The following is a 26727-nucleotide window of genomic DNA, read 5'->3' as shown; positions in this document are numbered from 1 at the left end:
CCGGGCTCGTCGTAGTCCATCAGGCCGTGAGCCGGGGCGACACCAGGTGGCCCCTGCGGGCCGGTCTCGCCCTGAGGACCGGCAGGACCAACAGGACCAGCAGGTCCGGGAGGTCCGGGAGGCCCGGGAGGCCCTGGCGGGCCGGGAATCCCGGGGCGCCCCGGGTGCCCGTGATGCCCGGGGCGGCCGGGGCAGTACCCGGGGAAGTCCGGGAACAGCAAGCACGGGTCCGCGAGACCGGCGACGGCGCTGGGTTTTGCGGCATCAGCCATGCCACCCTCGGCGCTTTCCGCATACGCGGCACCCGTCAGAGCACTGGACGTCAGGGCCACGCTCGCGGCCACCGTCCACATCCGCACACATACTCGGCGCCGCCGTTGAGGCGCCTGAGGCACGTCTATTCGAGACAACACGCCACCTCCAGCAAAGCGGCCCGCAACGCGCGGCAGCGCCGCTCACCAGAAGAGAAGAGCTTCGGAGGCAGCAGCGAGCCCACAGCAAGAATCGCCCTGCGTACTGACCAGTGCACATTCAGTAGCCCACCGGGTGATCTCAGCCTTCACGCAGCCCAGCGGCCCGCATCCCCACGGTTGGGGGATCCGAGCCGCTGGGCCTCGCCAGACGCCCGTCAGGCGAGGCAGACGTCCTCGAGCCAGGCGCATCGGCGGCGGCCATGGGGGCGGTACGCGACGCACGCCGTGCCAGGTCCTCGAACCAAGTGGCCGGTGAGCCGGCAGCGGTGCTGGAGGACCGCGTTCTCGCGCGGTTCCGGAACCGGCTGCCGGATCTCCCCACGCGGGGTGGCCCGGTGCTCGTCCGCGGATCGAGAGGACGTCACCAGTCCGAGTTGGTCGCCCCCAGACTCAGCAGGACCTGGTCGAAGGAATTGCCGTCGTTGTCATCGGTGTACGCCATGGAGAGCGTGCCGAACGGGGAGGAAGCCAGCGAGAGCTGCTCCTGCCGACCGGTCGTGACCTGGCTGACGGACTGGGCCGGCAACCGGCCGGCGAACGTGCCGTCGGGGTTGAGGCCCCGGGCCCAGACCGCTGGATCGGTGCCGGCGACGCTCCAGCCGACCACGGTGTCGCGCTGGTCGTCGATGCCGACAGTGGGGTTGCCGGCTCCGGCTCCGCTGGAGAGCTCGACCTCGGCGGAGCCGGCGGTGCCGGTCGCGGTGAACGATCGGGCCCAGACGCCACGGGTCCCGGTGTGATCGGACTCCCACGCCACGGCGAAGTCGCCGTTGAAGTCGGCGGCCACGGCTGGGCGCTGCTGCTGCCCGCCGCCGAGGCTGTTGGCACTGCGGCGGCTGAGTGCGACAGCCCCGTTCGCCTTGGCCAGCTTCACCAGACCGATCTGGTAGACGCCGTTGTTGTCGGTGTCCTCGTCCCAGACGACGACGGCGTCGCCCGAGGCGGAGGTCGCGACGTCGGGGTTGTGGTGCGCGCCGCCGGCCGCGTTGACCGTCACCTCGTAGGCCTTGGTCGTGGTCCCGGTGAAGCCGGCTGCCCTCACCGTCGCCGCCGCTGTGCCCTGGATGTCCTCCCACACCACGGAGAACGCGACCGCCGTGGTGCTGTTGGGCGCGCCGTCCGGATCGACCGCGACGCGCGGATGGATCTGCTGGCCGTCGGCGCTCGCATTGGCCTGGCCGGAGCCGAGGAGCGCGCCGGCCGGGGAGAGCACACGGTAGGTGATGTTGTCGTACCCGTTGCCGTCCGGGTCCTCCGCCCACACGACGACGGCGTTGCCCCGGTCGTCGAGTCCCACGTCGGGTTGGAGATGCCGCCAGGCCGCGCCCGCGGTCCCGCCGGCCGAGAGCTTCTTCTCGTACGCCGAGACGCCGTTGCGGTACATCCGCACCCACACGTCGCTGTGCGCGCCGTCGCCCGGGTTGGTCGAGTCGCGGTCGTCCTCCCACACCACCGCGACGTCGCCGAGGCGGTTGGCCGCGGTCGAGGCGGTGTCCTGGTCACCCGCGGAGTCGCTGTTGGCGGTCGCCCAGGACGAGGGACCCGCCGCCGAGGCCGGGGCGACGACGGCGAGGACGGTGACCAGGCCGGCGATGGCTGCGCCGAGTACGGAGAGCTTACGCATCGGCCAACCCCGGCTTTCCGTCGTGGATGACAAAGGTCCGGGCAGTGGTCGCCGGCGCACCGTGTTCCGTCACCGTCGCCACCGACCGGAAGTCGGCTGTGAGCTGCGACGGCGTGATGTGCGTGCGGACGTAGCCGCGCCGTTCGGAGTAGAAGCGCAGATGCGGGTTGAGCGATCCGTTGGGGATCGCCGTGGTGGCGCTTCCGTTGCCGGTGCTGGTGATGGAGGTGCAGACGAGTTCGGAGCCGATCGTCGCCGACGACGGATTGGCGTAGTCGGCCTTGAGGTCGTTGCCCCACGACGCGTGCACGTCACCGGTGAGGACGACCGGGTTGCGTACGCCGCGGTCGATGATGCCCTGCTGGATCCGTGCCCGGCTGCCCCGGTACCCGTCCCAGGCATCCATGTTCATCGCGCCGGCCGAGTTCACGTTGCGGGCGAAGAAGACCTGCTGGCCGATGAGGTCCCAGGTGCTCAGGTGCTGGCCGAGTCCGTCGAGCAGCCATGCCTCCTGAGCCGCGCCGGTGATCGAACGGGCCGGCAGATCGGCGTCGGCGCAGACCTTCGTCCCGTCGCCGCAGGCCTGGTCGTCGCGGAACTGGCGGGTGTCGAGCATGTGAAACGTGGCGAGGGTGCCCCAGCGGACCCGGCGGTAGAGCTGGATGCTGTTGCCGGAGGGGGTCGCGGCGGCCCGCAGCGGCATGTTCTCGAAGTAGGCCTGGTACGCGGCGGTACGACGTGCGGTCCACTGGGCCGTCGTCAACACGGGGCTGCTGTCGGCGCGGACCATGTCGGCGTAGTTGTTCTCCACCTCGTGGTCGTCCGGCACGACCAGCCACGGCGCGATCGCGTGCGCGGCCTGCAGGTCGGGGTCGCTGCGGTAGAGCGCGTAGCGGCGCCGGTAGTCGGCCAGCGACACGATCTCGCTGCCGAGGTGCTGGCGCACGGCGCCGGCGGTGGCGCCGCCCTCGTAGATGTAGTCGCCCAAGTGCAGGATCAGGTCGGGGCGGTCGTCGGCCATGCGTCGGTAAGCGGTGTAGTAGCCCTGCTCGTAGTGGGCGCACGAGGCGAAGGCCATGGTGAAGTCTCGCCCGACCGTGTTCGGAGCCGGCGCGGTGCGGGTCCGGCCCACCGGGGAGATGAATCCCTGGGCCCGGAACCGGTAGTAGTACTCCGAGTCCGGGGCGAGTCCGCCGGCCAGCACGTGCACCGCGTGGGCCTGTGCGTAGCGCGCGGTGGACGTACCGGAGCTGACGAGGGTGGTGAAGTTCTGGTTGGTCGACACCTGCCAGTCGACGGCGACGTCGGCGTTGGGCATGCCGCCCTGACCGTCCGCGTTGGTCGGTGCGGGAGCCAGACGCGTCCAGAGAACCACGCTGCTGTCGTCCGGTTCGCCGGACGCGACACCGAGAGTGAAGGGGAAGGGAGTGGAGGCGGCGGCCGACGGCTGGGCCATCGCCCCGAGTTGGAGCGCTGCGACGCTCGCGGTGGTGAGCCCGCCTAGGATGAAGATGCGGCGACTGAGGTTGCTCATGGCCGCAGATGCTCGCGGTCGCAGGTGAACTTCCCGCCCCGCGATGAGGGCGGTCAAGTGACATGACAAAGCCGCCAGTTGGTGGGTTTTGTATGGATGTCGCGGGTGTTTGAGCTGGGATTGCGCCGCTGATCAGCCGTTGCGGTTCAGCCGCACTGTTCACATCCTCGGCCTCCGTTCACCGCCCGTCCAATGACGGCCCTGACACGCAACCCGTCCTTCATCTGCCGACATGCCTCGACCGACGAGCAGCACATCCTGACGGGCCCTCACCTCGCACGCTGGGGAGCCCAGTGGATACCACCGATGTCTCCCGGAACGCGCCAAGGCATCACGCCGGCCGGGTGCTCGCAGCGGCCGGCGAGAACGCAGCCGCCATGCTCGGTGTCCGGCGACTGCACAACCTGACCCTCGGCGGGTAACCCTCCGGAGCAGGTGAAGGCCCACCCTGCACAAGACGGCGTGCAGATCGTTTACGGGACAGCCCTTGGGCCCAACAGGACCCGCCGGTCGGCCGTGTACCGAGGAGGCCGGACTCGTCGAACGCGTAGGCACGGGCCGCGGGCCGGACCGCGCCGGAGACTGGCCGGTAGTCCCACCCGGACACCTTGGCCGAATGGTCGGGGGCTTTCCCGACCGCACCGCCATGATCCTCCTGGTCGGCGCAGTCCCGGCCGAGCGGAACGACGAATGGACCGAAGCCCGCCGCTCCACGGGCCGCGACCTGCTCGCCAAGGCCCGCCTCCACCCCATCGAGTCAGGAACCGACGAACCAAGACTCTCAACCCAACCCACCGCACAAGACAAAAATGGACCACCAAGTGACCGTGGATACAGCACCCCAGCGGACGTGACCGAAGTCGCCAGTGGATTGCGACGGACCATCCCCGCCGCCCGTATTGTTTCGCAGACCTCATTTGCATGAATCCGGGCGCCATCTTTCTTGGATATGCGCGCCATTTGTTTCGTCTCCATTGAAACGAATGCCGGCCGCCCCCGGTCCGGAGTCCAGCCGGCTCGGGTATTCGCATTCTTCGACGAGTCCTCGACCTCAACTCGCCTGCAATCCAGCCACGTTGAGCCATGCCGGCGTCTTTCGGGAGGCCATTTCTCTCACATTGGGTCTGATCATGTCTTACGTGATGTCGAATCTGCCGGTACTGTCACGCGAAACAAGGTCCGACAGACCGGCAGGAACTTTGTGCCGCGCTGGCGGCCGACCATGCTCATCTCGGAAAGAATCACTCTTATCCATGCGAAGAATCAGAAATTCATCTGTACCTGCCGGCAGACGCGTGGCGACTGCGGCCGCTGTGGCGCTGGCCGCCTTGGTGGTCCAGCCGCTCCTGCCCGCCTCGGCTGTTTCCGGGGGTGGTGCGTCGGAGCGGGCGTCGATCGGGGCGGCGGCATCTCGTCCGGCCGCGCGCACCGTCACGCTGATCACCGGTGACAAAGTGACGGTAACCACCGACGCCCTGGGCAGGGTCACCCGTTCCGTGCAGGGTGTGGACGGCCGGCTCACCGGCGTCACGACCTACAAGGTCGGCAAGGACGTCTACATGTACCCCGACGCGGCCGTTGGTTACGTCGCGGCAGGGAAGCTGGACCGTGAGCTCTTCAACGTCACGAAGCTGCTGGCGGACGGTTACGACGACGAGCAGCGCAGCAGCCTGCCCCTGATCGTCACCTATACCGACGCCGCCGTCCGCGCGCGGACCCAGGGCGTGCCGTCCGGCGCCGCCAGGACCCGCACCCTGAGCAGCATCCAGGGGGCGGCGCTGTCCGAGTCGCGGTCCAAGGCCGGTGACTTCTGGCAGTCGCTCACCGGCGGCACCGCGACGGCGAGCGGCCGCGGTGCCGATGCCGATGCCGGTCGCCAACTGCACGGCGGGATCGCGAAGGTCTGGCTGGACGGGAAGGTCAAGGCCGCGCTGGCCGACACCACCGCGCAGATCGGCGCGCCGCAGGTGTGGGCGGGCGGTGACACCGGTCAGGGTGTGGACGTGGCCGTGCTGGACACCGGTGTGGACACGCAGCACCCCGACCTGGTCGGTCAGGTGGCCGCGAGCGAAAGTTTCGTGCCCGACCAGGATGTCGAGGACCGCAACGGCCACGGCACCCACGTGGCCTCGACCATCGCCGGCACGGGCGCCGCCTCCGACGGCAAGGAGAAGGGTGTCGCTCCCGGCGCGCGCCTGCACATCGGCAAGGTGCTGGACAACGAAGGCAGCGGCCAGGACTCCTGGCTTCTGGCGGGTATGGAGTGGGCCGCCCGCGACCAGCACGCCAAGGTCATCAGCATGAGCCTGGGCGCCGGACCCACCGACGGCCACGACCCGCTGAGCGAGGCCGTGAACCAGCTCAGCGCCGAAACCGGTGCGCTGTTCACCATCGCGGCCGGCAACGACGGCCCCTACACCGTCTCGACGCCCAGTGTCGCCGACGCCGCGCTGTCCGTCGGCGCGGTGGACACCTCGGACACCCTGGCCGAGTTCTCCAGCACCGGCCCGCGTCAGGGCGACGCCGGCCTGAAGCCGGAGCTGACCGCACCCGGCGTCGATGTGCTGGCGGCCCGCTCGCAGTACGCCGAAGACGGCACCGGCTATTACCAGACGCTGAGCGGGACCTCCATGGCCACCCCGCACGTCGCCGGCGCCGCCGCGCTGCTCGCCGCCGCCCACCCGGACTGGACCGGTCAGCAGCTCAAGGACGGCCTGGTCAGTACCACCCACGCAACTCCCCAGTACAGCCCGTACGAGGGCGGCAGCGGCCGCCTCGACGCCTCCGCCGCGGTCAAGGGCACCGTGTTCGCCACCGGCAGCGTGTTCGGCGGCTACCGCGACGCCTCGGCTCCCACCGGCCAGAAGACCGAGAAGGAGGTGACCTACACCAACACCGGGAACGCCCCGGTCACTCTCGACCTGGCGATCCAGGTGCCCGCGGCTCCCGCGGGCGCGTTCTCGCTGTCCGCCCGCCAGGTGACCGTCCCCGCGCACGGCAGCAGCAAGGCCACCCTCACCACCGATTTCGGCCTGATCAAGGGCGACACCACGACCTCGGGACAGATCCTCGCCACCGGCCCGTCCGGTGCCCTGCTGGCCCACACCGTGATCGGCGCCTACCTCCAGGCTCCGCGCTTCACCCTCACGCTCAACGGCAAGGACCGCAGCGGCCGCCCGATGACCGGCGAGGTGTACCTGATCAGCGAGAAGACCACCATGGGGCCGCTGCAACTGGACGCATCGGGCACCGGCACGGTGAACGTGCCGGCCGGGACGTACCTGGTGACCCTCGAGGGCGACGTACAGGGCGCTCACGGACCGCACTCCAAGGGCAGGGCGATCCTGACCGCCCCCGAGGTCGTCGTCGAGAAGGACACCACGGTGAACCTGGACGCGTCCGGCGCGAAGCAGGTCTCCGTCCGGACCCCGCAGGAAAGCACCCCCGCGGACACGCGCATCGACCTCTACCGCGGGTTCGACAGCGGGAACTCCCTGATGATGCAGCGGTGGCCCTCCACCGAGTACGACAGCGTGTGGGCCCTGCCCACCAAGCCGGTCACCACGGGCACGTTCGGGTTCGGCGGCGACTGGCGCCTGACGGAGCCGGCCCTGACGGTCGCCTCCGACACGCGCACCTTCGACGACATGATCGTCGCCCGCGGACAGACACCGCTCAAGGACGGTACGCGCCGGCTCAAGGCCGTCTTCGCCGGTGAGGGCGGCAGCGACGCGTACGCGGGCCTCAACGCCTCGGGCAAGGCCGTCGTGGTCCGGCGCAGCGATTCCGTCGGGCCGGCCGAGCAGGCGCAGCAGGCTGCCCAGGCCGGCGCGAAACTGCTGCTGGTCGTCAACGACAGTGACGGCCGCCTGGACCCGTGGGGCACCGACCTCGACAACCCGTACGCCCAGGAGGGGAACCCGCCTCCCCTGACGGTGGCCTCGCTCACCGCGGACGAGGGCGACGAGCTGATCGCCCAGATCAAGCCGGGCCGGAACATTCCGCTCGAGGTGACCTACCAGCCCACCACGGACTACCTGTACGACATCAGCAAGCACTGGGACGCCATCCCCTCGGACCCGACCTACCGGCCGGAGAGCGGCGACCTCAATCGGGTGGATGTCTCCTTCCGCAACAACCGGCCGGCGCGGGCCCTGGAGCTGCGTTCCGCGGTGTGGCAGACCTTCTACGGGTCGAACCCGCTGCCCACTCCGGCCCAGGCCGAGCGCACCGACTGGGTGTCACGCGACACGGACTGGGTGGAGCAGGCCGATGTCAACCAGCAATTGCAGATCAGCAGCGACTTCGTGAAGCGGTACCCGAGCGGCACGACCTCGCACCTGGCCTACTTCGGGCCGATCCAGCGTCCCCGGTTGAACAGCACCTTCGTCCCGGTGCGGGTGGGCGACCAAGTGCTGGCGGTCATCCCGGGGTGGGCCGACTCCGAGCCGGGGCACGTCGGCAGGACCCTGTTCAACACCGGTGTCCGCAACAGCGTGAAGATGTACGAGGTACTGCCTGAGGGCGATCCGCTCCTGCTCAGGGAGTCCACCACCGACACCATCGGCAGCCCTCGGTACCCCCTCACGCTGGACAGTCCCGACAAGCGGCCGTACCGCCTGGTCTCGGAGAACGCCCGGGACTTCTGGGAGAACGACTACTCGGTCACGACCAGGACCGAGTGGGGCTTCACCTCCGCGCAGCCCGCGCCCGGCACCTACGCCGTTCTGCCGCTGATCCAGCTCGACTACACGGTCGAGGGCATCAACGCGGAAGGCAAGACCGGCCGCCATGCGGCGATCACCGTCACTCCCTCGCACCTCGCCGGAGCTCCCGCCTCCGACACCATCGGAACGGTCGGCCTCGACATCTCCTACGACGACGGCGCCACGTGGCAGCACGCGGCCCTGACCCGTACCGCAGCCGGCTGGAGCACCAGTCTGAAGGCCCCCTCCAAGGCGAAGTTCGTGACCCTGCGCACCAGCGCCGCCGACAACCAGGGCAACACCGTCACACAGAAGATCAGCCGGGCCTTCGGCCTGAAGTAGGGACCCACCGGGCCGGCCCGGGCCGGCCCGGGCCGGCCGCCCCATGGGCGGGACCGCATCCAGCGGTCCCGCCTCAGGCCGACAGGGCCACCGCAAGCCCTGGATCCCCGCCTCGTGTCCGACGTGCCCCACCGGGGTTGCCGATGGGCGCAGCCCTGGCATCACGAGAGTGAGACGAGGAGCCCGGTTGCTCCCGCCGGCACTCCAGGCTGCCCGAGGGCGCGAACGTCGGCCTCGATCGTTGCCGGGTCCATGACGCCGGCACGCACGGCGCGGTAGCGGATGACCGGTATCTACACTCAGTATCCAGCTGGCGTCAGTGGGCGCCCCTCCCGGTGCGACACCCGGTCAGTACATGTGATTCCGGGAGCAGATGACCGGCAGCGCGACCTCGATGCCCGGGCTGCCGTCGCCGCAGGGCGGCCGGGACGCGCACCCCTTCGTGCACACGAAGGAGCCGAACGGCCCGTTCCTCAGGGATGCGACGGGGAGCCGATCGCATGCGGGTGATCACCCCCCAGTAGTCGGCGATGACGCTCTTTCGTCCGCGACAGCGGCCGAGGGTCCTGACGCCGACGCCGCTATTACACCCGGGGGATGGTCGCCAGTGCCTTGCCTCGGCGGGACGACTGCAGCGATTGGGGCGGCAGCGACCCCATTGTCGTGGTGGGGTTCGTGGATGCGCCGTAGGGATTGTTCTCTTCCTGGTGATTCTGGCCACCGCCGTGGTGGCTACGGTTGGGCCTCCTCATGGTTGACGGACTGCACCGCGCCTCGTCACCCAGTCGGCCAGGTACTCGCAGCGCGCGGCCGCGTACGGCGGCAGCCATTCGGCGACGTCCTGACCCGACTTGGACCGGTTGGAGCGCGCGGTGACGGCGACCAGGGCGCGTGATTCATGGAGGTTGTAGGCGTAGGACTGGCGTTGGGCGGCAGGGGCCTCGCCGTGCTCCGATGACAGGTGCTCCTGCGGCGCGCCGAGCTTCGGCCACCCTGGACAGTCCGCCCCGACCCGTGATCAGACTGGCTACTTTCATCTGCCCGCGGCTGCCGTATCAACGGTCACACTGCTCGATGTCCAGATGGAGCGGGCCCCGAAGAACGGGGCTGGGCCGGTACGGCGGCGGGTCGGCGACCAGCCTGGGGCGTTCGAGCCGGCGTACCAACTCTACGTGCTGCAGACGCCGACCGGGGGGAGTCCCACCTGTCACGTCCGTGTTGTGGCGCGGCGAGGACCATACTCAACGGGGTCACCTGGCTGTGGTGGCGCAGCAGGGGCGGCGGATGACCGCAGTTGACCGTCCTGACACCCTCTTCCTCGCTCCGTGGCCGGTCGGGAGTTTCGTGACAGGAGCGAGTGAGAAGAAGTGCATGGCGAACCGTGGGTGATCGGATTTTCGTGGAATGGCTGCTCCCCGCAGGGTCCGCAGCTTCTGTGCCGTCTACACCGCCGGATACTGCCGCACCAACGAACGGTTCCTCGAACACGCGGGCGGGCAACGGCGCGGCGCTCGGTGGCGGGACACCCACGTCAGGGTCACCGGCCCCGCGGTGGACGGGCTGGCCGCGGCCTCCGCCCAGAACTGGGCCGACTGTCGGCGCAACGGGCTCTTCGACGACCGCGACCGCTTCGGCGAGCACGAGCAGAGCGGAGGCGCGATCGCCCAGGTCGTACGCGGCTCGGCGAGCGTCGGCTGTCAGGACATGCGCACCCTGCTCCTCGTTCGTGGTGATCGCCTCCGCGGAGCAGCGCACCCGGCTCGCGACCGCGTACTTCGCGCCCGACCCCCACTTCGTCGGCCTGCTCTGCCACGCGGCGGCGCGCGGTGTAAAGGTGTGATGACCTTGGCGTGCATCATCGTCGGCAGGTAGTGCCAGATCCGCACACCGCAGTCCAGGAACCGCGTTAGTACCTCTGCCCGCCCATCTGGCAGACGCGTTTGTCGGTGTACGGCCCCGGCAGCAGGATCTCGACTTCAACCGCCGCTCCCTCGACCACGACGAGGAGGTCATGCTGGCGGTGCTCGACCAGTCCTTCACGTCCATCCTCGACGCCCACTTCGACAAGGACCTGCTGCGCAGCGCCCCCGTCGACGGCACCCGCCGGCACGACCGGCCGGCACTGGAGCGGGTCCAGGAGGTGGCGACCGCGCCCATCCGCCGCTTCGTGTGAGCATCATGGTGTCGCCCCACGAGACGGCCGCCGGGGCGTACGGACACCGGGCGCGTCAGCGCACCGCTCACCCTGGAGGGCGACATCGACGTCAACACCAACCCCGAACCGGCATCGACAGGCAGCCGGACCGACGCCGCCGTCGCGGCGGCGCACGAACCGTTCCCCGCCGACCTGGAGGTCGCGGCGGTCGCGGAGCTGTCGGCCCTGATGGCTTCGGGCCGCACGACGAGCGTCTCCCTCACCCGCGCCTACCTGCGGCGCATCGAGGACCTGGACGTCGGAGGACCGGCCCTGAACGCGGTGCGCTGCGTCAACCCCGCCGCCCTGCAGGAGGCCGCGGTGGCCGACGCGCGCAGGGCCGGCGGCGACCCCGGCGGGCCGCTGCTGGGCATACCGGTGCTCGTGAAGGACAACATCGACGTCCTCGGCATGCCGACCACCGCCTGTTCGGTGGTGCTCGCCGGTTCCCATCCAGCACAGAACGCGCCACTGGTGACCCGGCTGCGGGAGGCGGGGGCGGTGATCCTGGGGAAGGCGAACCTCACCGAGTTCGCCAACTACCTCACCGTCGGCATGCCCAGCGGCTACAGCTCGCTGGCCGGCCAGGTGCTCAACCCGTACGACCTGAGCGAGACGCCGAGCGGCTCCAGCGCCGGTTCGGGGGTCGCCGCCGCGGCCGGACTGGCCGCCGTCACCATCGGCACCGAGACCGACGGCTCCATCCTCAGCCCGGCGTCGGCCACGTCGGGGGTCGGGGTGAAGCCCACCCTGGGCCTGGTCAGCCGCACCGGCATCGTGCCCATCGCCTCCAGCCAGGACACCGCGGGCCCGATGACCCGCACCGTCGCGGACGCCGCCGCCCTGCTCACCGTCCTGACCGGCAGCGATCCCGAGGACCCGGCCACCGCCGGCAACCCGCTCGAAGGGCACGACTTCACCGCCGACCTGTCACCCGACGCCCTGCGCGGCGCGCGCATCGGCGTCGTCGCGGAACAGACGCCCGAGGACGGCACGGACGAACGGGCTCTGTGGGACGCGGCCCTGGACGCACTGGCGCGACGCGGCGCCGAGCTCGTCGACGTCGGCATCGAGGCGCGCCGCCGGTACGACGTCGCCTCCCCGGTGCTGAGCCACGAGTTCAAGCGCGACCTCAACGCCTACCTCGCGCGACTGCCCGAGGGGGCACCGGTGCGCACCCTCGCCGACGTGATCGCCCGCAACGAGGCCCACGCGGACCTGGCCCTGAAGTTCGGGCAGACGCTCGCCCTGGCCGCCCAGGCCAGGGACCTCGGACCGGACAGCGCGGACACCGTCGAGTACAAGGCCGCCCGCGCCCGGGACGTGGAGGAGAGCAAGGACCGCATTGACGCCCTCATGGCCGAACACGACGTCACCGCCCTGCTGTTCGTGAACAGCGGCAGCTCGTCCATCGGCGCCAAGGCCGGCTACCCCTCGGTCACCGTCCCCGCGGGCTACCTGGCGGCCAACCGCAGGCCGTTCAACATCACCTTCCTCGGGCGGGCTTGGAGCGAGCCGCTGCTGCTCGGCTACGCGTACGACTACGAGCAAACGACGCGGCTGCGCAGACCGCCGTCCGCCGTCAACCCCACCCTGCTGCGCCGCCGTCCCCCGGTCCTGCCGGCGCCGAGGACGGCGGAGGCGGAGCACTGACGGGCGGCCGCTCGCGGGACCGCCCCTGCACCCAGTGGCGGTCCCGTGCTCAGCCCTCCCCGGCGTCCTCCATCAGGCCCCGCGCTATTCGGCGGTGGTCTCGCGGAGTTCCTCGCCCACGAGCAGCCGGCGCGTGATTCCCGGGGGAGTCCAGGAACGGCAGTCGCCGCGCTCAGCCGAGTCGCGGCCACTGTCGTGCACGCGTCGGTACAGCCCCGGCGGCAGCAGGACCCGCATTGCGCCGTGCAGCTGCGCGGTAGCCGGGTCCGGTCCGTGCCGGGCAGGCAGGGCCGATTCCGCCCACAGGTGCCCAGATCTGCTGTCGTCCGCCGCTGTTGTCGTCAGCCATGGTTGTCAGGTTCCGAGGCACGTCGGCGCCCTCGCAGCTGGCGGTAGATGCGGTACAGGCTGAAAAGTGCGACGCCCACGGCAGCCGCTGCCGGCCAGCCCAACGAGCCCCCGTGGGTGGATATATCGCCGCAGAGCTTCATCAATGCAGTCCCGAGCAAGAGCCACGGCATAACCTTGTCCACGATGCCGCCATCTTCGAACGGATCTCTCACTGGCCCCCCTGTTCACCTGCTGTCACCGTCGTCCACATCCTCGCAGGTGATTCGCCGCGTATTCGAGGCGCTGGCCACCTGGCCGGGCTCGGGTGGTGGGCAAGCCAGGGATGACGTCCCGGTTCGGCGTGGCCCGGTGGCGGGTGCCGGCTCGGGGACGGCAGCTCCGAAGGGGGCCTGGACGGCCATGGCCGTGGTGGCGGCCGCGCCAGCGCTCCGATCAGAAGCCCGCCGACGGGTGGGCCGGCGCTGGTGCTGATCCAGTTGGTCGTCTCGAACAGACTGTTGGCACGAGGACGGTGCTCGGGCAGACAAGTGCCTTCAGGTGCGCCCCACTCGCCGCGTCGAACGCGACAGATGCCGCCGTCTGGAGAACTCCGACGCATACAACGGGGCGAAGGTGATCCCGTCGAAAGCATGGCGACCGGAACGCTCACCAGCAGCACCCAGCGGGCCAGATCGGCAGTGATTATGACCGGCCGCTGTACTGGTGCTCGATACGCACACCGCGCGGCAAAGCGATCACCCCACTGACCACTGCGGACGACGCAGCCAGCAAAGAGACCTGGAATGCGGAGGGATCCAACACGAGGAGGGCAATCAGCGGCAACGCCCCATGCCGACGGCACTGCCTGCTGCGCTGACCGCATAGACACCCCACAACCATCGGAAGTCCTGCCCGAGTGTGCTCCCCCGTATCAACCGAACCTCCCGAGACGTGAAGGCGCTCAGCGTAGGGACTCGGCCCACCTACCACCTCGTGATCAAGCCATCACCAGACGCACCTCAGAGCTGAGCTCAGAAGCAGGTATCCACTCCCGCGTGTCAGCGGCCAGTGTCAATTCCCCGGGGACGGCCAGATGGCGGTCCCCGCCAGCGGCCAGTTACGGGTCGTCTCTGCCTTCGTCCTCCCTGTCAGTGGTGGCCGGCGAAGATCTCCCTGACCTCGCGGATGGCGTAGTAGACGAGCACGTAGCCGGCGGCCGGGTCGGCCCACCACCAGCCGACGGCACTGTTGAGGACCAGGCCGAGCAGGACCGCGGCGGCCAGCAGGCCGTCGATCAGGGTGACCCGGCCCTCGGTCTGCAACACGGGGTTGTCCAGCACGGCGCCGGTGCGCGCCTTGCCTGCGGCGAGGGCGAACATCACGGCGGCGGTGATCGCCGTCCAGATGATGCCCAGCGGCGAGTGGTGCGGGTGGTAGCCGGCCACCAGCACCCAGGTGGACTGCACCAGGAGGTAGACAGCGAGCAAGGCGAACCCGACGCCTATCAGCTTCAGCGCGCGGCGTTGGCGGGCCTCACCGGTGCCCGACAGCTCCCAGACCACCGTCGTCGAGGCGCCGATCTCGATCAGGGAGTCCAAGCCGAACCCGGCCAGGGCCACCGACCGCGCCGACCAGGCGGCGATCGCTAGGACAACGATGCCGATCACATTCCAGGCGAGGGTCGCGTACTCCAGGATGAAGCCCCGGCGCAGCAGAGCCGGGCGGATGGTGTCGTTCGCAGTCACCGCCCGAGTCTCTCAGCCACCTGAGGCAGCCTCCAACCGGGCACGGAGCGTAGCCAGTCAACGGCGGTGACGTTCCCGTTCACAGTGCCCGACGACGACCACGAGGTCTTCTTGCTCCCCTTGAAAGGCCAACCGAACGGCGGCTGCGGGAGCCTGTCCGCTGCAACCCCATAGGACGCGGGGTCCAGGTCGCCAATGGATGGCCCGGCCACGGCAGACCGCGCGGGTCGCTCATCGGGGAAGCCTGGCACTGGCCGTCTCGGCCTGGAGTTGGGCCAGCTTCTCCGCGGACGGGCTGCCGGGTTCGGCATGGAAGACGACGATGAGCTGACCGTGGGTCCCCGCCACGGTGAGCCGCTCGTACTGCAGGGTCATCTCGCCGACGCCCGGGTGGTTCAGCCGCGCTACGCCGGCGCCGCGCGGGCTGACGTCGTGGCGGACCCACAGGCGCTGGAACTCCGGGCTGGCGGCCGTCAGTTCGCCGACGAGTTCCACCACTCGTCCGTCTTCCAGTTCTGTCCCTACCAGGGCGCGGAGGCCGGCCACGGCACGGATGCTCATCTCGTCCCAGTTGAGGTACAGGCTGCGCAGGTCTGTGTCGAGGAACGCGGCACGGATGACGTTCACACCCGGGAGGAAGATCGGGGACATGGCGGTGGCCAGCGCGTTGGAGGCGAGGACATCCATGGACCGGTTGAGGACGATCACGGGTGTTTGCGACCACCACGTCGAGATCAGTTGTCGCATCCCCGGGCTGACGTGGTCCGGTTCAGGGAGCTCGTGGTTTCGCCGCGGCGGACCGGCCAGTGCGTGGAGATGGGCGGTGGCGGGTCCGTCCAGCTGCAGGACGCGCGCCAGGGCGTCGAGGACCTGCGGTGAGGGGTTCTGGTCCCGGCCCTGTTCCAGTCGCAGGTAGTAGTCGGTACTGATGCCTGCGAGCAGTGCGAGTTCCTCTCGGCGCAGGCCCGGCACCCGGCGGCGGCCGCCCGGAGGGAGACCGACGTCTTCGGGCCGGACGATTTCACGGCGGGCCCGCAGGTAGTCCCCCAGTTGCTTGCCACCCATGGTTTCCACGGTACGTCGTCGTGTGCGTACGGGAGGAACCGAAGGGCCCTGTGAGTGGACTGGCCAATGATGGAGCGGCGCGTTGTCCGCGCCTCACCAGCAGGTCAAGAGTCCGACAAGGAGGATGTGATGCCGGTCTTGGCAGATTACTCCCGGTGACCTTCGGTCGCGCTGCGGCGGGAGTCGCAGGGAGCGCGGGAACACGGATGCGGTCTGGGGCCCACCCTACGGAGCGCTGCTCCTCGTTGGGGAATGGGGGCCGGTGACGTTGCCGTCACCGGCGGGAACTCGGCGTGTTCGACCACGGAGGCGAGGGTGGCGGTACTGGGCGACGTGTCGGCCCTCCACAGCACCGTTGGGTGGATGGCCGTCCGCGTCATGGCCTGGTGGGCCATGACGCGGACGTGGCGCGTGCCAGGTGGCGTCGTTCTCACGGCGGTCGCCTTGCCCATGCCGGCCGCTGTGCCGCCTGGTGCGCAGACGGCGGCCGGAGTTCAGGCGGCCGGCGCCGGGCCGGGTACGCCGGCGGTGATGCGGGCCGCTCCGGGCAGGCCGCGTGCTCCCTCCACCGCCCGGGCGGTGATGTCGGGGACGCTGTGTCCCAGGGCCCGGACGGCGTCGTCGAAGATGTCCATGTCGATGAGCTGCAGCGTCGTCAGGTGCTCGGCGTTGCCGGTGGTGACGGCGCCGCCGAGGGCCTGCAGGGCAAAGCTCGAGCCGGTGCCGGAGCGCAGGAGGTCGACCAGGGCGGCGATGTCCAGGCCGAGGTCCTGGGCCAGTTGGAGGATCTCCTGGACGTTGCGCTGGTTCATCATCAGCAGGGTGTTGTTCATGAGCTTGCCCAGCTGGCCGGCTCCTGTCGGGCCCATATGGGTGACCTTCTTCGAGAAGGTCTCGAAGACCGGACGGCACCGTTCGACGATCCGCGCGTCGCCGCCGACCATGGTGGTCAGCCGGCGGGCGACCGCTCCGGCGTTGCCGCCGCTGACCGGCGCGTCCAGGACGTGAATGCCCCTGGCTGCCGCCATGTCGGTCATCTCGTTGGCGAACTGGGGAAGGCCGGTGCCGTGATTGACGATGACGGAGCCGGGCTTCATGCCGGCGAGCAGCCCGCCGTCGGTGAGGACCTCCCGGATGTCGGAGTCCTCACGCAGGCACAGTCCGACGATGTCGCCGGCTGCACCGAGCTCGGCAACGGTGGTGTGGACGGTGTAGGGCAGGCCGTCGAGCGCGTCGAGCGAGCTGCTGCGACGGGCCCATACCTGGAGCGGGTAGCCGGAGTCGGCGATTGCGCGGGCCATGGGTGCGCCCTGGTCGCCCAGGCCGATCCATCCGATGTTCTGCAGCGCGTGGTTGTTCGTCACGTAGCTCTCTCCTGGGGTGATGGTGCTCGGGCTCGGCGGTGCCGGTGACAGGGTGTCCGTGCACGGGCGTGTGGGAGGGCCGGCTCCGGGTTCCGCTCGGGTGGAGCGGATGGAGCCCGGGGTGGGTCCGGCCTCAGCCACCGCGTGGTGGCTGACGGCCGCGGCCCGTTCTTCGTGTGTGCGTAACTCGTTCGCGTCCGGCGGGCAGGTGCGGCGTTCGTGGCGTCGTCCGCCTGCGGGGGACTTCCACCGGCGAAGTGGAGGTCATGCCCGCGTTGGCGCGGGGGGTGGTGGCGTCAGCCGCGGCCCGCCTCGCGCAGGAAGCGGTGGGAGATCTCCCAGATGCGGTCGGCGTTGTCGGGGTCGAGGGCGTAGGGGGCGACGCCGCTGGTCCAGCCGTTGCCGTCGGGCACCTGGATGGCCTCGTTGCAGTCCTCGAAGTAGTGGCCGCCGACACCGGCGAGCTGCGGAGACGTGGCGACCAGGAGGGTGGTGGCCGCGCCCTGCTCGACGGTCTTGCGCAGCTCCACGGGGGTCCGCAGGCCGCCGGTGTGCTTCTGCAGGTTGGTGGCGATGGCGCCGGGCATCAGGGCGTTGGCGGTGATGCCGTCGGCGGCCCAGCGCTGGTTCGCCGCGACGGCGAACAGCACGGTCGCGGTCTTGGACTGGCCGTAGGCGCCGATGGCGTCGTAGGCGCGGTAGCGGTAGTTGATGTCGTCGAAGACCACTGGGGAGATGAGGTGTCCCTGGGAGCTGACGACGACCACGCGGGCTTCGCCGTCGGCGGCCAGCGCGCCGTGCAGGCCGTTGGTCAGCGCGAAGTGGCCGAGGTGGTTGGTGGCGAACTGCATCTCCCAGCCCTCGGGCGTGCGCTGCAGTTCCGGGATGGCCATGACGCCGGCGTTGTTGACCAGCAGGTGCAGCGGGCCGCTCCAGGACCTGACGAAGGCCGTGACCGACTCCTGGTCGGACACGTCGAGGCGGCTGACGTGCACGTTCTTGTTGCCGGTCGATGCGGTGATCTCGGCAGCGATCTTCTCGCCCGTGTCGGTGTTGCGTACGGCCAGGGTGACCTCGGCGCCGATGGAGGCGAGGACACGCGCCGTCTCGACGCCGATACCCGAGGACGCGCCGGTGACGACCGCGCGGCGGCCGGTCAGGTCGATGCCTTCCGCGACTTCCGCTGCCGTGGAAGAAAATCCGAAGGAAGTGGTGATGCGAGTCATGGTGTTGAAGCCCTGCCTGTCGTGAGGTTCCTGGCGGCGAATGGAACGCCATTACGGATTTCCGGTCCCGACCTGTCGCGCAATCCCGGGCGAGCGCATTGACGAGAACAGTCCGGGGCATTACCGCTCAGGCCGACACAGCAATACTGGGCGAGGGCTCGATGCAGAGCCAGAACCCTGCGAACCCTGGGACTGGCAGGGCTATGCCCGGCCTCGTGCCGATTCGCCGGAACCTCTCGGACGGGTCCCGCGGAGCCTGGTGGGCGCAGGGCCGGCCATGTGCGGCGTACAGCGCCTGGCCTCCCGGTATGCCTTCTCAGAATGCCCTCGGCAGCTTTCCGCGTGCCCGTCGCGGACTGATCAGGCCGGAGGACGCGGGGATCGGCACCGGAGGGCGCAGGCGAGTCCCGGGCCTGGGTCGGGAGGAGCTCGCGATGCTCGCCGGCATCAGCACGGACTACCGGCTGGGCTTGGAGCAGGGGCGCGACGTTCAGGCGTCAGTACACCACCCTGCGGATACCGCATGCGCTGGTCCCGCGACGCCGCGCCGCGCTCTTGCCCACGGTCGGCTTGAGTGGCCTGGCGCGTAGCAGCGTCATGGTCGCTACCTGTGCGTGCCGCGGGGGCCCGCCAGGCCGTCACACCACCCAGGCGCGCCCCCATGCGCCCGCCGCTCTCCCCCGAACCGTGCCGACACACAGCGGTGGCGGGTTGTCCAGATCTTCGCCCCTGATGTGGCGGGTTTGGGCGGCCTGCCGGAACCGGGCGGACAGACCTGTGCATCCGAGGATGGTGCCGGCGCCGCTCCCGATGGTCAGTAGGGCCGGGCACCGGACCCTCACTCCTTCCAGAAGGGGAGCCACGAGAGGGTATAAGAAAACACGTGGCCGCCGAGTGGGTGATCCGGTTCCCTTTGTGGTCAGATGGAACTGGCGGGACCGCCTGCCGGCTACTTCCCTCTCACCCTTTACCACTTCAAGCCGGCGGACATTCACTCCCCGCGGGTCCGCCCCGTAGCATTCGGTACTTTCGGAAGTAATTATCATGCCCTTTCCCGCATATTCTCGGAAGTACGCAATCCTGGGTTCCCTCGCGTCCAGGACGGCGTTCCGGCCTTACCCGGCCCGGCCTGCTGTGGGCGCCGTCAGCCAGGTCGTCGAGCACGGGCGGGCACCGGAGCGGGGCATGGAGATCGCCCACAGGTCCCGAACCCGGCGCTGTACCGGTCGCGGCAGAAGCAGACCCCGACCACGGCCGAGTCCGGCCACCGGCCGACACCGACGTTCGACAAGCTTTGGCGCTATTGCCATACACAAGAAGGAATCACCATGGACCAAGAACTGAAGGACCAGACCGCACTCATCACCGGTGGCACCGCCGGCATCGGCCTGGAGACCGCGCGGCTGTTCGTCCGCGAGGGCGCCACCGTCGTCATCGCGGGAAGAAACCCCGAGCGGGGTGCCGAGGCTGCCGCCGAGCTGGCGGGCGGTCCTGGCACAGCGCGGTTCGTCGCGGCGGATCTGGGCGACCTCGAAGCCGTCGCCAGGCTCGCCAAGGACGCCGGCCCGGTGGACATCCTCGTCAACAACGCCTCTCTGTTCCCCGTCGCGGCGACCGTGGAGCAGGATGTTGAGTCGTTTCAGAAGATATTCGACACCAACGTCCGCGGCACGTTCTTCCTCACTGCCGCGCTCGTACCGGCCATGATCGCCAAGGGTGCGGGAAACATCATCAACGTCTCCACCATGGCGGCCGTGATGGGTGTGCCCGGGGCCTCCGCCTACAGCGCCACCAAGGCTGCCCTGGCCTCGTTCACCCGCAGTTGGGCGGCCGAGTTCAGTCCCAGCGGTGTCCGCGTCAACTCGGTGGCACCCGGCCCGACCATCACCGACGGTGTTGTCGCCGAATGGGGCGACGGTGTGGCCGCGCTCGGCCAGGGCATCCCGCTGCGCCGTACCGCCGGACCCTCCGAGATCGCCGAGGCCATCCTCTTCCTCGCCTCGTCCCGCTCCAGCTTCTTCACCGGCGCCAACCTCGCCGTCGACGGTGGGGCGACGGCCATCTGACCGCCCGTCCAGCGGGTGGCCAGCGGCCGTATCCGGATCGCCCGCCGCACCATGGACCCCCGCAAGGAACGTGAGAACTGTCATGACCAGTGCCGACACGACCACCACCACCGCCGCCGCAATCGGTCTTCTCCAAGACCGGGCGGCCATCGCCGATGCCATGCACCGCTTCGCCGCGGGTCTCGACCTCGCGGACGCTGACCTGCTCACCTCCTCTCTGACCGAGGACGCCGTGGTCGACGTCACCCCGGCGACCGACAAGATCGGCCTGGAGTTCCCCGTCCTCGGTCCACGGGAGATGGTGGTCGGCGCGCTCATGGCAGGCGTCGGCCCGCTCGACACCAGCCACAGCCTCAGCAACCTCCGCATCGATGTCACCGCCGACACCGCCACCGTGCGCTGCAATGCGCAGGTCATGCACTTCCCGCCGGGCGAAGGCCCCGACCCGGCACGGACCCGGCACGCCCTCCTGATGAACCGGTACACCGCCGCGCTGGTCCGCCACAGCGGGACGTGGCGCATCAAGCACCTCCTGGGCGAGCTCGCCTGGTTCCAGGGCGACCCGGCGGTCCTGGGCTCCCCAACCTGATCCGGCCCGGCCGGCACGGTCCCATCGCCGGGGGCCCGGTCTGTGCGTACGCGATCGCCGCCACGCCGAGGTCGGGCCACAACCACGGGCCTCCAGTGCGGGTGTGCCTCACCCAGGGGCGGCCCGGAGCACCGCCGGTGACGCCCGTCCTCCCGGGGGGCATCATCCCGGGCCGTTGCTCGCTGGATCATCTCTGCCAGGAAGGGGCCTTGACGCGATGGAGATCCGAGAGATGCGGGCCTTCGTGGCCGTCGTGGACGAAGGCGGCCTGTCGGCGGCAGCACGCGCGATGCACGTCAGCCAGTCCGCCCTGTCGCAGACGGTCCGCTCACTCGAACGCCAAGTAGGTGGGCGGCTGCTCGTGCGCGACCACAGTGGAGCGCGCCCGACAGAACTCGGCGTGACACTGCTCGCCCGGGCGCGGGCTCTCGTCGAGGAGCACGACGAACTCATGGCCACCCTCACTCGCCCCGCTGCCCCAGTGGGACGACTGCGCGTGGGGGTCCCACTGGAACTTCCCACGGACCTGCTGCCCATGGCGATCGCGGAGGTCAGCGCCACATATCCCAATGTGCCCGTGGACCTCCAGCACGCGCCCAGCACCGCACAGCTCGCGGCTCTGCGAGCCGGGGAGATCGAGATCGCCCTCGTGCGCGACCGCCCGACAGACGCCGTTCTCGACAGCGTTCTGGCAGTGGAGGAGTCCATGGGTGTCGTCCTCACCGTCTCGCGCGCGGATGAACTGGCCGACGCCGGCGGCGTACGGCTGCACCGCCTGAGCGGCCTGTCCTGGGTCGGCTTCGCCCGATCCGACGCGCCGGCATGGCACGACCAGGTCGTTGCCACCCTTCACAGCCACGGCATCACGGACATCGACAGCGCAGGAGACGATGATCGCCCTGTCCCGCGCGAAGTGAAACTCGCGGCAGTGGGAACGGGTCGCGCCTTCGCCCTCGCCTCACCGGCCTGGGTCCACCCCCTGCCCGGAGGGCTGGTCTGGCACCCCCTGATCGGCCACCCGGTCGTCCGCCACACCTGGGCCGTCTGGCGAGCCGACTCCCGGCAGCGCGAACTCGCCGCACTCGTCGCGGCGCTGGCGTCTCCGATCGCGTGTGGCCCGGGGTGATCCGCTCGGTCAGCTCAGCGTCACCGACCGCGCGGGGACGCGGGCGCAGTGCGGCTGCCGACTCGCAGTCGGCACGAACGCGGCGAAGCCGGAGCCTCGGCGAAATGCTCGCCGGGGCGACCGGGGTCCGTGATGCTTCCCTCCGCCGAGTAGCTCACGTGGATCAAACGGCCGATCAGCGCTGCGACGGCAGATTGCCAGACGTGAGCGGGAGTTGTCGGCGCGTCGGTGACGCCGCCGCCTGCCGGAGCCCCGAGGCCGGAGCGCCCGCCCCCCCACACCCGTGAAGATCCCCCGCGGCAGCGAGCCGGAATGTCCGGAAAGGCCGGCGCTCCCGTCATTTGCACCTACGGTAACGGGGCCACTTCACCCCGACGCTGCGCTGGGGCCCGCCCCCGTTTCCAGTGGCCCCGCCTCGAAGACGGGTCTAGCGTTTGACGGAGAACGAAGCGTCAGAGCGTTGTGCCACCGTCAAAGGGGACGAACTCGCGTCGATGGTGCCGATGTCCGGCCACGTCGATTCCCGGCTTGATTGCGTTCCATGCTCGGATACTTCTGGAGGGCAGCATGCTCCCCACCCATCACCGCACGGCGGCCATCGAGGGGCAGCGGGTCTTCTACCGCGAGGCCGGTCCTGCCGGTGCGCCGGTCGTCCTCCTCCTGCATGGATTCCCGAGCAGTTCCCACATGTTCCGTCACCTCATCCCTGCGCTTGCCGACGACTACCACGTGCTCGCGCCGGATCACATCGGCTACGGACAGTCCTCCATGCCCAGGGTCGACGAGTTCGAGTACACCTTCGACAACCTCACGAAGGTCACCGCCGGACTGCTCGACAGTCTGGGCATCAGCCGTTTCTCCGTGTATGTCCACGACTACGGTGCCCCTATAGGGTGGCGGCTGGCGCTCGATCCCGCGTACGAGGTGACCGCGATCATCTCGCAGAGCGGTAATGCCTATATGGAAGGGTTTGCCAAGCCCTTCTGGGACGACCTCTTCGCCTACGCCACGACCCCCGGAGCGGACACCGAGCCAGGCGCACGAGCCAAGTTCACGGCTGAGACGACCCGTTGGCAGTACGAGAACGGCGCTCTGGACAAAAGCCTGGTCAGCCCGGACAACTGGCTGCACGACCAGACTCTGCTGGACCGGCCCGGCAATGATGAGGTCCAGCTGGCGCTTTTCCGGAACTACCCGACCAACATCGACGGCTACCCCCAGCTGCAGGAGTACTTCCGCACCAGCCAGGTGCCGCTGCTTGCGGTCTGGGGCGAAGGCGACGAGATCTTCGGGCCTGACGGTGCGCGGGCGTTCACGCGCGATCTGCCGGACGCGGAAGTCCACCTGCTGCCGGCCGGGCACTTCGCCCTGGAAACCCACCTGACCGCCATCAGCGGCTACATCCACGGATTCCTCGGCCGCGTCCTCAGCTGAGCGCGACCGAGGCAGGTCCCCGCCTCACATGGCGGCGCGGGGCTCGGAGGCCGGCATCGTCCCCAGAGGCTCGGAGTAGGTTGCCGGCGGACGGCGAGCAAGTCCTCGACGTCGACACACCGCTCTACGGCGACCCGTACTCCGTGCCCGCGGTGCTTCCACGGTGCCCGCGGCCTCCCCGCGGATCCCTTTCGAACCCGGTGGGCCGCGGCCTTTGCCCGCGCGATCCACGGCCCGACGTGCACCTGGTCAGGGCAGCGTGGAAGGACTGTCGCCAGATCTACGTCCGCGACGCCCGGCCTCTGGTCGGCGCCCCCCGGCCACGCGGGCTGCACGCCGGGCGGGCCCCGGCAGCATCAGGACCGAGCTCAGGACCCGGCGGGCGTGGGATCCGCGGGCTCGTTCGTACCAGCTGCGCTGGCGGCGACAGCCGCGGTGGGTCACGGTGAGGGAAAGCCGAGGGCCACCGTCGTCTGAGATCGCTACCCCAAGGAGCGCGAGCATGTCCGAACGCCATACCGTCCTGCGGAGCTTGCACGATGTGGGACTGGCCGCATGGCACGGCGGCTCCCTGATGGGCGCGGTCGGCCTGAACGGCGCTGCCCGGGCCGAAGGTGGCAACGAGCGTGGAAACGCCCGGATCGCCGCTTCGGGCTGGGAGAAGTGGGCACCGGTCAACGCCGCGGCGATCGGCTGCCACCTGATCGGCGCCGGCGGCCTGCTCGCGGTGAACGCACCCCGCGTCGCCGTCCAGCAGGGCGTGGCGACCTCCACGCTGGTCAAGACCGTGCTCACCGGGGCCGCTCTGGCCGCCACCGCATACAGCGGCCTGCTCGGAAGGAAGATCAGGCTCGCGTCCTCCGACCGGCCGGAGGACGCGCAGAAGGCCACGGAGCACCCCGTCGACCTGACCACCGCGCAGCGTCATCTGGCATGCCTGCAATGGCTGGTGCCGGCGCTGACCGGTGGTCTGGTGATCGTCAACGCCCTGCACGGAGAGCAGCAGCGTCCCACCGAGCAGGTACACGGCATGTGGCAGCGCGCCCGCTCCCTCGCCCAGCACACCCCCTCACTGCCCCCTCACGTGCCCACCACCAGCTGGCATCTGGCGTACTGACGCGCGCGACCGCGACACCTGCGAACCCGCGGACCGCACCCCGAGGCGACTCCGGCCTGCGCACGCGTAGTGGCCGGTCCCCGGGGCAGACGCAACGTCAGGAGGTTGACGACATGGTTCCTTTGCTGCTTGTCCTGCTACTCGCCCTGGTGCTGTTCGGCGCCGGGTTCGCCCTCAAGGCCCTGTGGTGGATCGCCATCATCGTGCTGGTGGTGTGGGCCCTCGGCTTCGTCTTCCGGGCCGCCGAAGGCGGCGGACGCCGCCGCTGGTACCGATGGTGAGCTGACACCATCCAACTCCAAGGGTGGGGCTCGTGCCGCCGACGTGGCCGCGAACCCCACCCTTCGTACTTCCCACCCGCTCCGGGGGGTGGACGCAACCAAGGCGGCTCGCCGTCAACGCGCGGCGGCGCGCTCCGCCAACCCTGTTCCCCGAGGCCGCCCTGTTCCATGCGTGCTGCATTTCCAGAGGCCAGGGACGGCGGGCCCCGCGCTCGGGGTCGGACCGACGATGCGGTCACATTTCCGGTCGGACTCCGCGCGTCGGCCTGGGAGGCCGTCGTTCATGGCAGAGGCGCCGCTAGGCTTCCATCGTTGTCTGTCCTTCGCGGACAGGGCCCGGGGCCCCGCCGGCGACGCGGGGCCCCTTGTTCACGACGGTTCGACGCGGCCGGGACTGTCGGACTCTCCGAACCCGGAACTGATGCACCGGCATTCTGCGCAACGGACCTCCTGATGCGCGTTGTCCAGGGACTGTGCGTCCGTGAACTTCTCACAGCGAGTGACGCTCGATCCCCCGGAGGCTCTCAATTCGCGGCGGCCCTCTGCACCGGAAAGAGACAACCTTCAATGGCCAAGGGTCCGGCCCCCCGTGACCCGTCCCCAGGTCACAGAAAGCGCCGCACGGGGATGACGGCTGCTTCCTTCAGTCGCTGCGGCAGGGACCGGCGCTTCCACCGGTCCGCCTCGATCGCCTCGCTGCGTGTCAGGTCGTGATCGAAGTCGTCGTCCAGGATGCCGGTGAAGGTCTCGTCGAGGACGGCGAGCATGACTTCCTCGTCATGATCCATCGAGCGGCGGTTGAAGTTGGTGGAGCCGATCAGCGCGGCGACCCGGTCCACCGTCATGATCTTCGTGTGGAGCATCGTCGGCTGGTACTGGCGGATGTCGACACCGGCTGCGAGCAGCGCCGCGTAGTGGTGCTGGCCCGCGAGTTGGCAGGCGCGCTGGTCGGTGTGCGGGCCGGGGAGCAGGATCTGGACCTGGACGCCACGTCGGGCGGTGGCGCACAGCAGGTCGATGAAGTACGGGTCGGGGGCGAAGTAGGCGGTTGAGAGGCGAAAGCGTTCCTGTGCGGAGGTGAGCATGACGCGGATGAGGGTCTGCAGGTCCTGCCAGCCGAAGCTGGCCGAGCCGCGCACCACCTGCACGGTCGAGGAGCCCGGCTGGGTGTGTTCGCTGAAGCGGTCGCGCTCGTCGAACAGTTCGTCGTGGCACTCGGCCCAGTTCTGGGCGAACGCGGCCGCGATCCCGTCAACCGCGGGGCCACGGACCTTGACGTGGGTGTCACGCCACTCCTCGGGGGTGCGGGCGTTGCCGCACCATTCCTCGGCGATGCCGACCCCGCCGGTGAACGCGGTGTGCTCATCCACGATGAGAGCCTTGCGATGGCACCGGTGGTTCTGCTTGAGCGGGGAGGTCCACACAGGTTTGCGGAACCAGGCGACCTGCACTCCGGCGGCGTCCATGTCGTCGAGGAGGTCCTGTTCGATCTCCTTGGCCCCGAAGCCGTCCAGCAGCAGCCGCACCCGCACACCGGCGCGGGCTCGGTCGGCCAGAGCAGCGGCGAAGTCGCGGGCTATCTGGCCGCGCCAGTACACAAACGTCATCATGTCGATGACGTGAACGGCCTCGCGGACCGCCGCCAGCATCGCGGGGAAGATCTCGTCCCCGTTGCGCAGCGGAACAAGCTCGTTGCCTTCGGTCGCGGCAACCCCGATCAGCCTTTCCAGACGCCGGCGCAGACGCTGCTTGCGCTCCTCCGCCTGCACCAGGCCGTGGTCACCCGGCTGGGGTGTGACAAGGGTCTTCTCGATACTCATGCGGTGCTTCTCCTGGAAAAACAGAAGTCGAAAAGGTG

16 protein-coding genes and 1 pseudogene are annotated in these 26727 nt (G+C 69.7%); 9 read left to right on the top strand and 8 right to left on the bottom strand.

From position 1 onward, the window contains the following. Positions 1 to 834: 834 nt before the first annotated feature. Entirely contained in the window at positions 835 to 2097 is a 1263-nt protein-coding gene (locus ACIP98_RS29770; RefSeq protein ID WP_401978907.1) for a hypothetical protein, read from the bottom strand. Next, complete coding sequence (locus ACIP98_RS29765) at positions 2090 to 3631, bottom strand: alkaline phosphatase D family protein (protein ID WP_401978906.1); 1542 nt, start codon at positions 3629 to 3631, stop codon at positions 2090 to 2092. Before ACIP98_RS29765 ends, ACIP98_RS29770 begins: the two co-directional genes overlap by 8 nt. 1454 nt (positions 3632 to 5085) lie before the next feature. On the opposite strand from ACIP98_RS29765, the gene ACIP98_RS29760 reads away from it, so the two are divergent. Further along, positions 5086 to 8679 carry a S8 family serine peptidase gene (locus ACIP98_RS29760; protein WP_401978905.1) on the top strand — a complete coding sequence of 1198 codons (3594 nt, stop codon included), beginning with the start codon at positions 5086 to 5088 and terminating at the stop codon, positions 8677 to 8679. 1835 nt (positions 8680 to 10514) lie between these two features. On the opposite strand, the pseudogene ACIP98_RS29755 reads toward ACIP98_RS29760, so the two are convergent. Next, positions 10515 to 10690: pseudogene (locus tag ACIP98_RS29755) on the bottom strand (cardiolipin synthase B); the annotation flags it as partial. On the opposite strand from ACIP98_RS29755, the gene ACIP98_RS29750 reads away from it, so the two are divergent. Continuing rightward, complete coding sequence (locus ACIP98_RS29750; RefSeq protein ID WP_401978911.1) at positions 10691 to 10852, top strand: hypothetical protein; 162 nt, start codon at positions 10691 to 10693, stop codon at positions 10850 to 10852. It abuts the pseudogene before it with no gap. A 210-nt stretch (positions 10853 to 11062) separates the two neighbouring features. After that, complete coding sequence (locus ACIP98_RS29745; RefSeq protein ID WP_401978903.1) at positions 11063 to 12526, top strand: amidase family protein; 1464 nt, start codon at positions 11063 to 11065, stop codon at positions 12524 to 12526. Between the two features lie 1478 nt (positions 12527 to 14004). Here ACIP98_RS29745 and ACIP98_RS29740 read toward each other — a convergent pair. From ACIP98_RS29740 to ACIP98_RS29725, 4 genes are all read right to left on the bottom strand, one after another. Next, positions 14005 to 14601 carry a cation transporter gene (locus tag ACIP98_RS29740; protein WP_401978901.1) on the bottom strand — a complete coding sequence of 199 codons (597 nt, stop codon included), beginning with the start codon at positions 14599 to 14601 and terminating at the stop codon, positions 14005 to 14007. A 231-nt stretch (positions 14602 to 14832) separates the two neighbouring features. Further along, positions 14833 to 15666 carry a helix-turn-helix transcriptional regulator gene (locus ACIP98_RS29735; RefSeq protein ID WP_401978900.1) on the bottom strand — a complete coding sequence of 278 codons (834 nt, stop codon included), beginning with the start codon at positions 15664 to 15666 and terminating at the stop codon, positions 14833 to 14835. Positions 15667 to 16160: 494 nt separating this feature from the next. Continuing rightward, the gene (locus ACIP98_RS29730; RefSeq protein WP_319660870.1) at positions 16161 to 17030 is read right to left on the bottom strand and encodes an NAD(P)-dependent oxidoreductase; all 870 of its coding nucleotides are present in this window, start codon (positions 17028 to 17030) and stop codon (positions 16161 to 16163) included. A gap of 296 nt (positions 17031 to 17326) precedes the next feature. Beyond that, positions 17327 to 18256, bottom strand: a complete 930-nt coding sequence (locus ACIP98_RS29725; RefSeq protein ID WP_401978898.1) for an SDR family NAD(P)-dependent oxidoreductase — start codon at positions 18254 to 18256, stop codon at positions 17327 to 17329. 1328 nt (positions 18257 to 19584) lie between these two features. Between ACIP98_RS29725 and ACIP98_RS29720 the strand changes: the two genes are divergently transcribed. The 6 genes from ACIP98_RS29720 to ACIP98_RS29695 all read left to right on the top strand — a co-directional run bounded on the left by ACIP98_RS29720 (position 19585) and on the right by ACIP98_RS29695 (position 24869). Beyond that, positions 19585 to 20322, top strand: coding sequence for an SDR family oxidoreductase (locus tag ACIP98_RS29720; RefSeq protein WP_319660872.1), 738 nt, complete (start codon positions 19585 to 19587; stop codon positions 20320 to 20322). Positions 20323 to 20404: 82 nt separating this feature from the next. Beyond that, the gene (locus ACIP98_RS29715) at positions 20405 to 20911 is read left to right on the top strand and encodes a nuclear transport factor 2 family protein (RefSeq protein ID WP_401978897.1); all 507 of its coding nucleotides are present in this window, start codon (positions 20405 to 20407) and stop codon (positions 20909 to 20911) included. 217 nt (positions 20912 to 21128) lie between these two features. Beyond that, the gene (locus ACIP98_RS29710) at positions 21129 to 22037 is read left to right on the top strand and encodes a LysR family transcriptional regulator (RefSeq protein WP_401978895.1); all 909 of its coding nucleotides are present in this window, start codon (positions 21129 to 21131) and stop codon (positions 22035 to 22037) included. A 567-nt stretch (positions 22038 to 22604) separates the two neighbouring features. After that, on the top strand, positions 22605 to 23471 hold the full coding sequence (locus ACIP98_RS29705; protein ID WP_401978893.1) for an alpha/beta fold hydrolase: 867 nt from the start codon (positions 22605 to 22607) through the stop codon (positions 23469 to 23471). A 502-nt stretch (positions 23472 to 23973) separates the two neighbouring features. Then, positions 23974 to 24588, top strand: coding sequence for a hypothetical protein (locus tag ACIP98_RS29700; protein ID WP_401978891.1), 615 nt, complete (start codon positions 23974 to 23976; stop codon positions 24586 to 24588). Positions 24589 to 24701: 113 nt separating this feature from the next. Continuing rightward, on the top strand, positions 24702 to 24869 hold the full coding sequence (locus ACIP98_RS29695) for a hydrophobic protein (RefSeq protein ID WP_319660878.1): 168 nt from the start codon (positions 24702 to 24704) through the stop codon (positions 24867 to 24869). 605 nt (positions 24870 to 25474) lie between these two features. On the opposite strand, the gene ACIP98_RS29690 is transcribed toward ACIP98_RS29695, so the two are convergent. Further along, a complete protein-coding gene (locus ACIP98_RS29690) occupies positions 25475 to 26689 on the bottom strand; it encodes a phosphatidylserine/phosphatidylglycerophosphate/cardiolipin synthase family protein (RefSeq protein ID WP_401978889.1) in 1215 nt (404 codons plus the stop codon). Positions 26690 to 26727 lie beyond the last annotated feature (38 nt).

It is taken from the genome of Streptomyces sp. NPDC088354, assembly GCF_044753585.1.
Lineage (GTDB): Bacteria > Actinomycetota > Actinomycetes > Streptomycetales > Streptomycetaceae > Actinacidiphila.
This window is presented reverse-complemented; position numbering and strand designations above follow the sequence as displayed.

What these genes read in the sequence shown, in the direction of transcription:
- ACIP98_RS29770 (WP_401978907.1), bottom strand. Translation starts at nt 2,097, where the DNA reads ATGCGTAAGCTCTCCGTACTCGGCGCAGCCATCGCCGGCCTGGTCACC.
- ACIP98_RS29765 (WP_401978906.1), bottom strand. Translation starts at nt 3,631, where the DNA reads ATGAGCAACCTCAGTCGCCGCATCTTCATCCTAGGCGGGCTCACCACC.
- ACIP98_RS29750 (WP_401978911.1), top strand. Translation starts at nt 10,691, where the DNA reads ATGCTGGCGGTGCTCGACCAGTCCTTCACGTCCATCCTCGACGCCCAC.
- ACIP98_RS29745 (WP_401978903.1), top strand. Translation starts at nt 11,063, where the DNA reads ATGGCTTCGGGCCGCACGACGAGCGTCTCCCTCACCCGCGCCTACCTG.
- ACIP98_RS29735 (WP_401978900.1), bottom strand. Translation starts at nt 15,666, where the DNA reads ATGGGTGGCAAGCAACTGGGGGACTACCTGCGGGCCCGCCGTGAAATC.
- ACIP98_RS29725 (WP_401978898.1), bottom strand. Translation starts at nt 18,256, where the DNA reads ATGACTCGCATCACCACTTCCTTCGGATTTTCTTCCACGGCAGCGGAA.
- ACIP98_RS29720 (WP_319660872.1), top strand. Translation starts at nt 19,585, where the DNA reads ATGGACCAAGAACTGAAGGACCAGACCGCACTCATCACCGGTGGCACC.
- ACIP98_RS29715 (WP_401978897.1), top strand. Translation starts at nt 20,405, where the DNA reads ATGACCAGTGCCGACACGACCACCACCACCGCCGCCGCAATCGGTCTT.
- ACIP98_RS29710 (WP_401978895.1), top strand. Translation starts at nt 21,129, where the DNA reads ATGGAGATCCGAGAGATGCGGGCCTTCGTGGCCGTCGTGGACGAAGGC.
- ACIP98_RS29705 (WP_401978893.1), top strand. Translation starts at nt 22,605, where the DNA reads ATGCTCCCCACCCATCACCGCACGGCGGCCATCGAGGGGCAGCGGGTC.
- ACIP98_RS29700 (WP_401978891.1), top strand. Translation starts at nt 23,974, where the DNA reads ATGTCCGAACGCCATACCGTCCTGCGGAGCTTGCACGATGTGGGACTG.
- ACIP98_RS29695 (WP_319660878.1), top strand. Translation starts at nt 24,702, where the DNA reads ATGGTTCCTTTGCTGCTTGTCCTGCTACTCGCCCTGGTGCTGTTCGGC.
- ACIP98_RS29690 (WP_401978889.1), bottom strand. Translation starts at nt 26,689, where the DNA reads ATGAGTATCGAGAAGACCCTTGTCACACCCCAGCCGGGTGACCACGGC.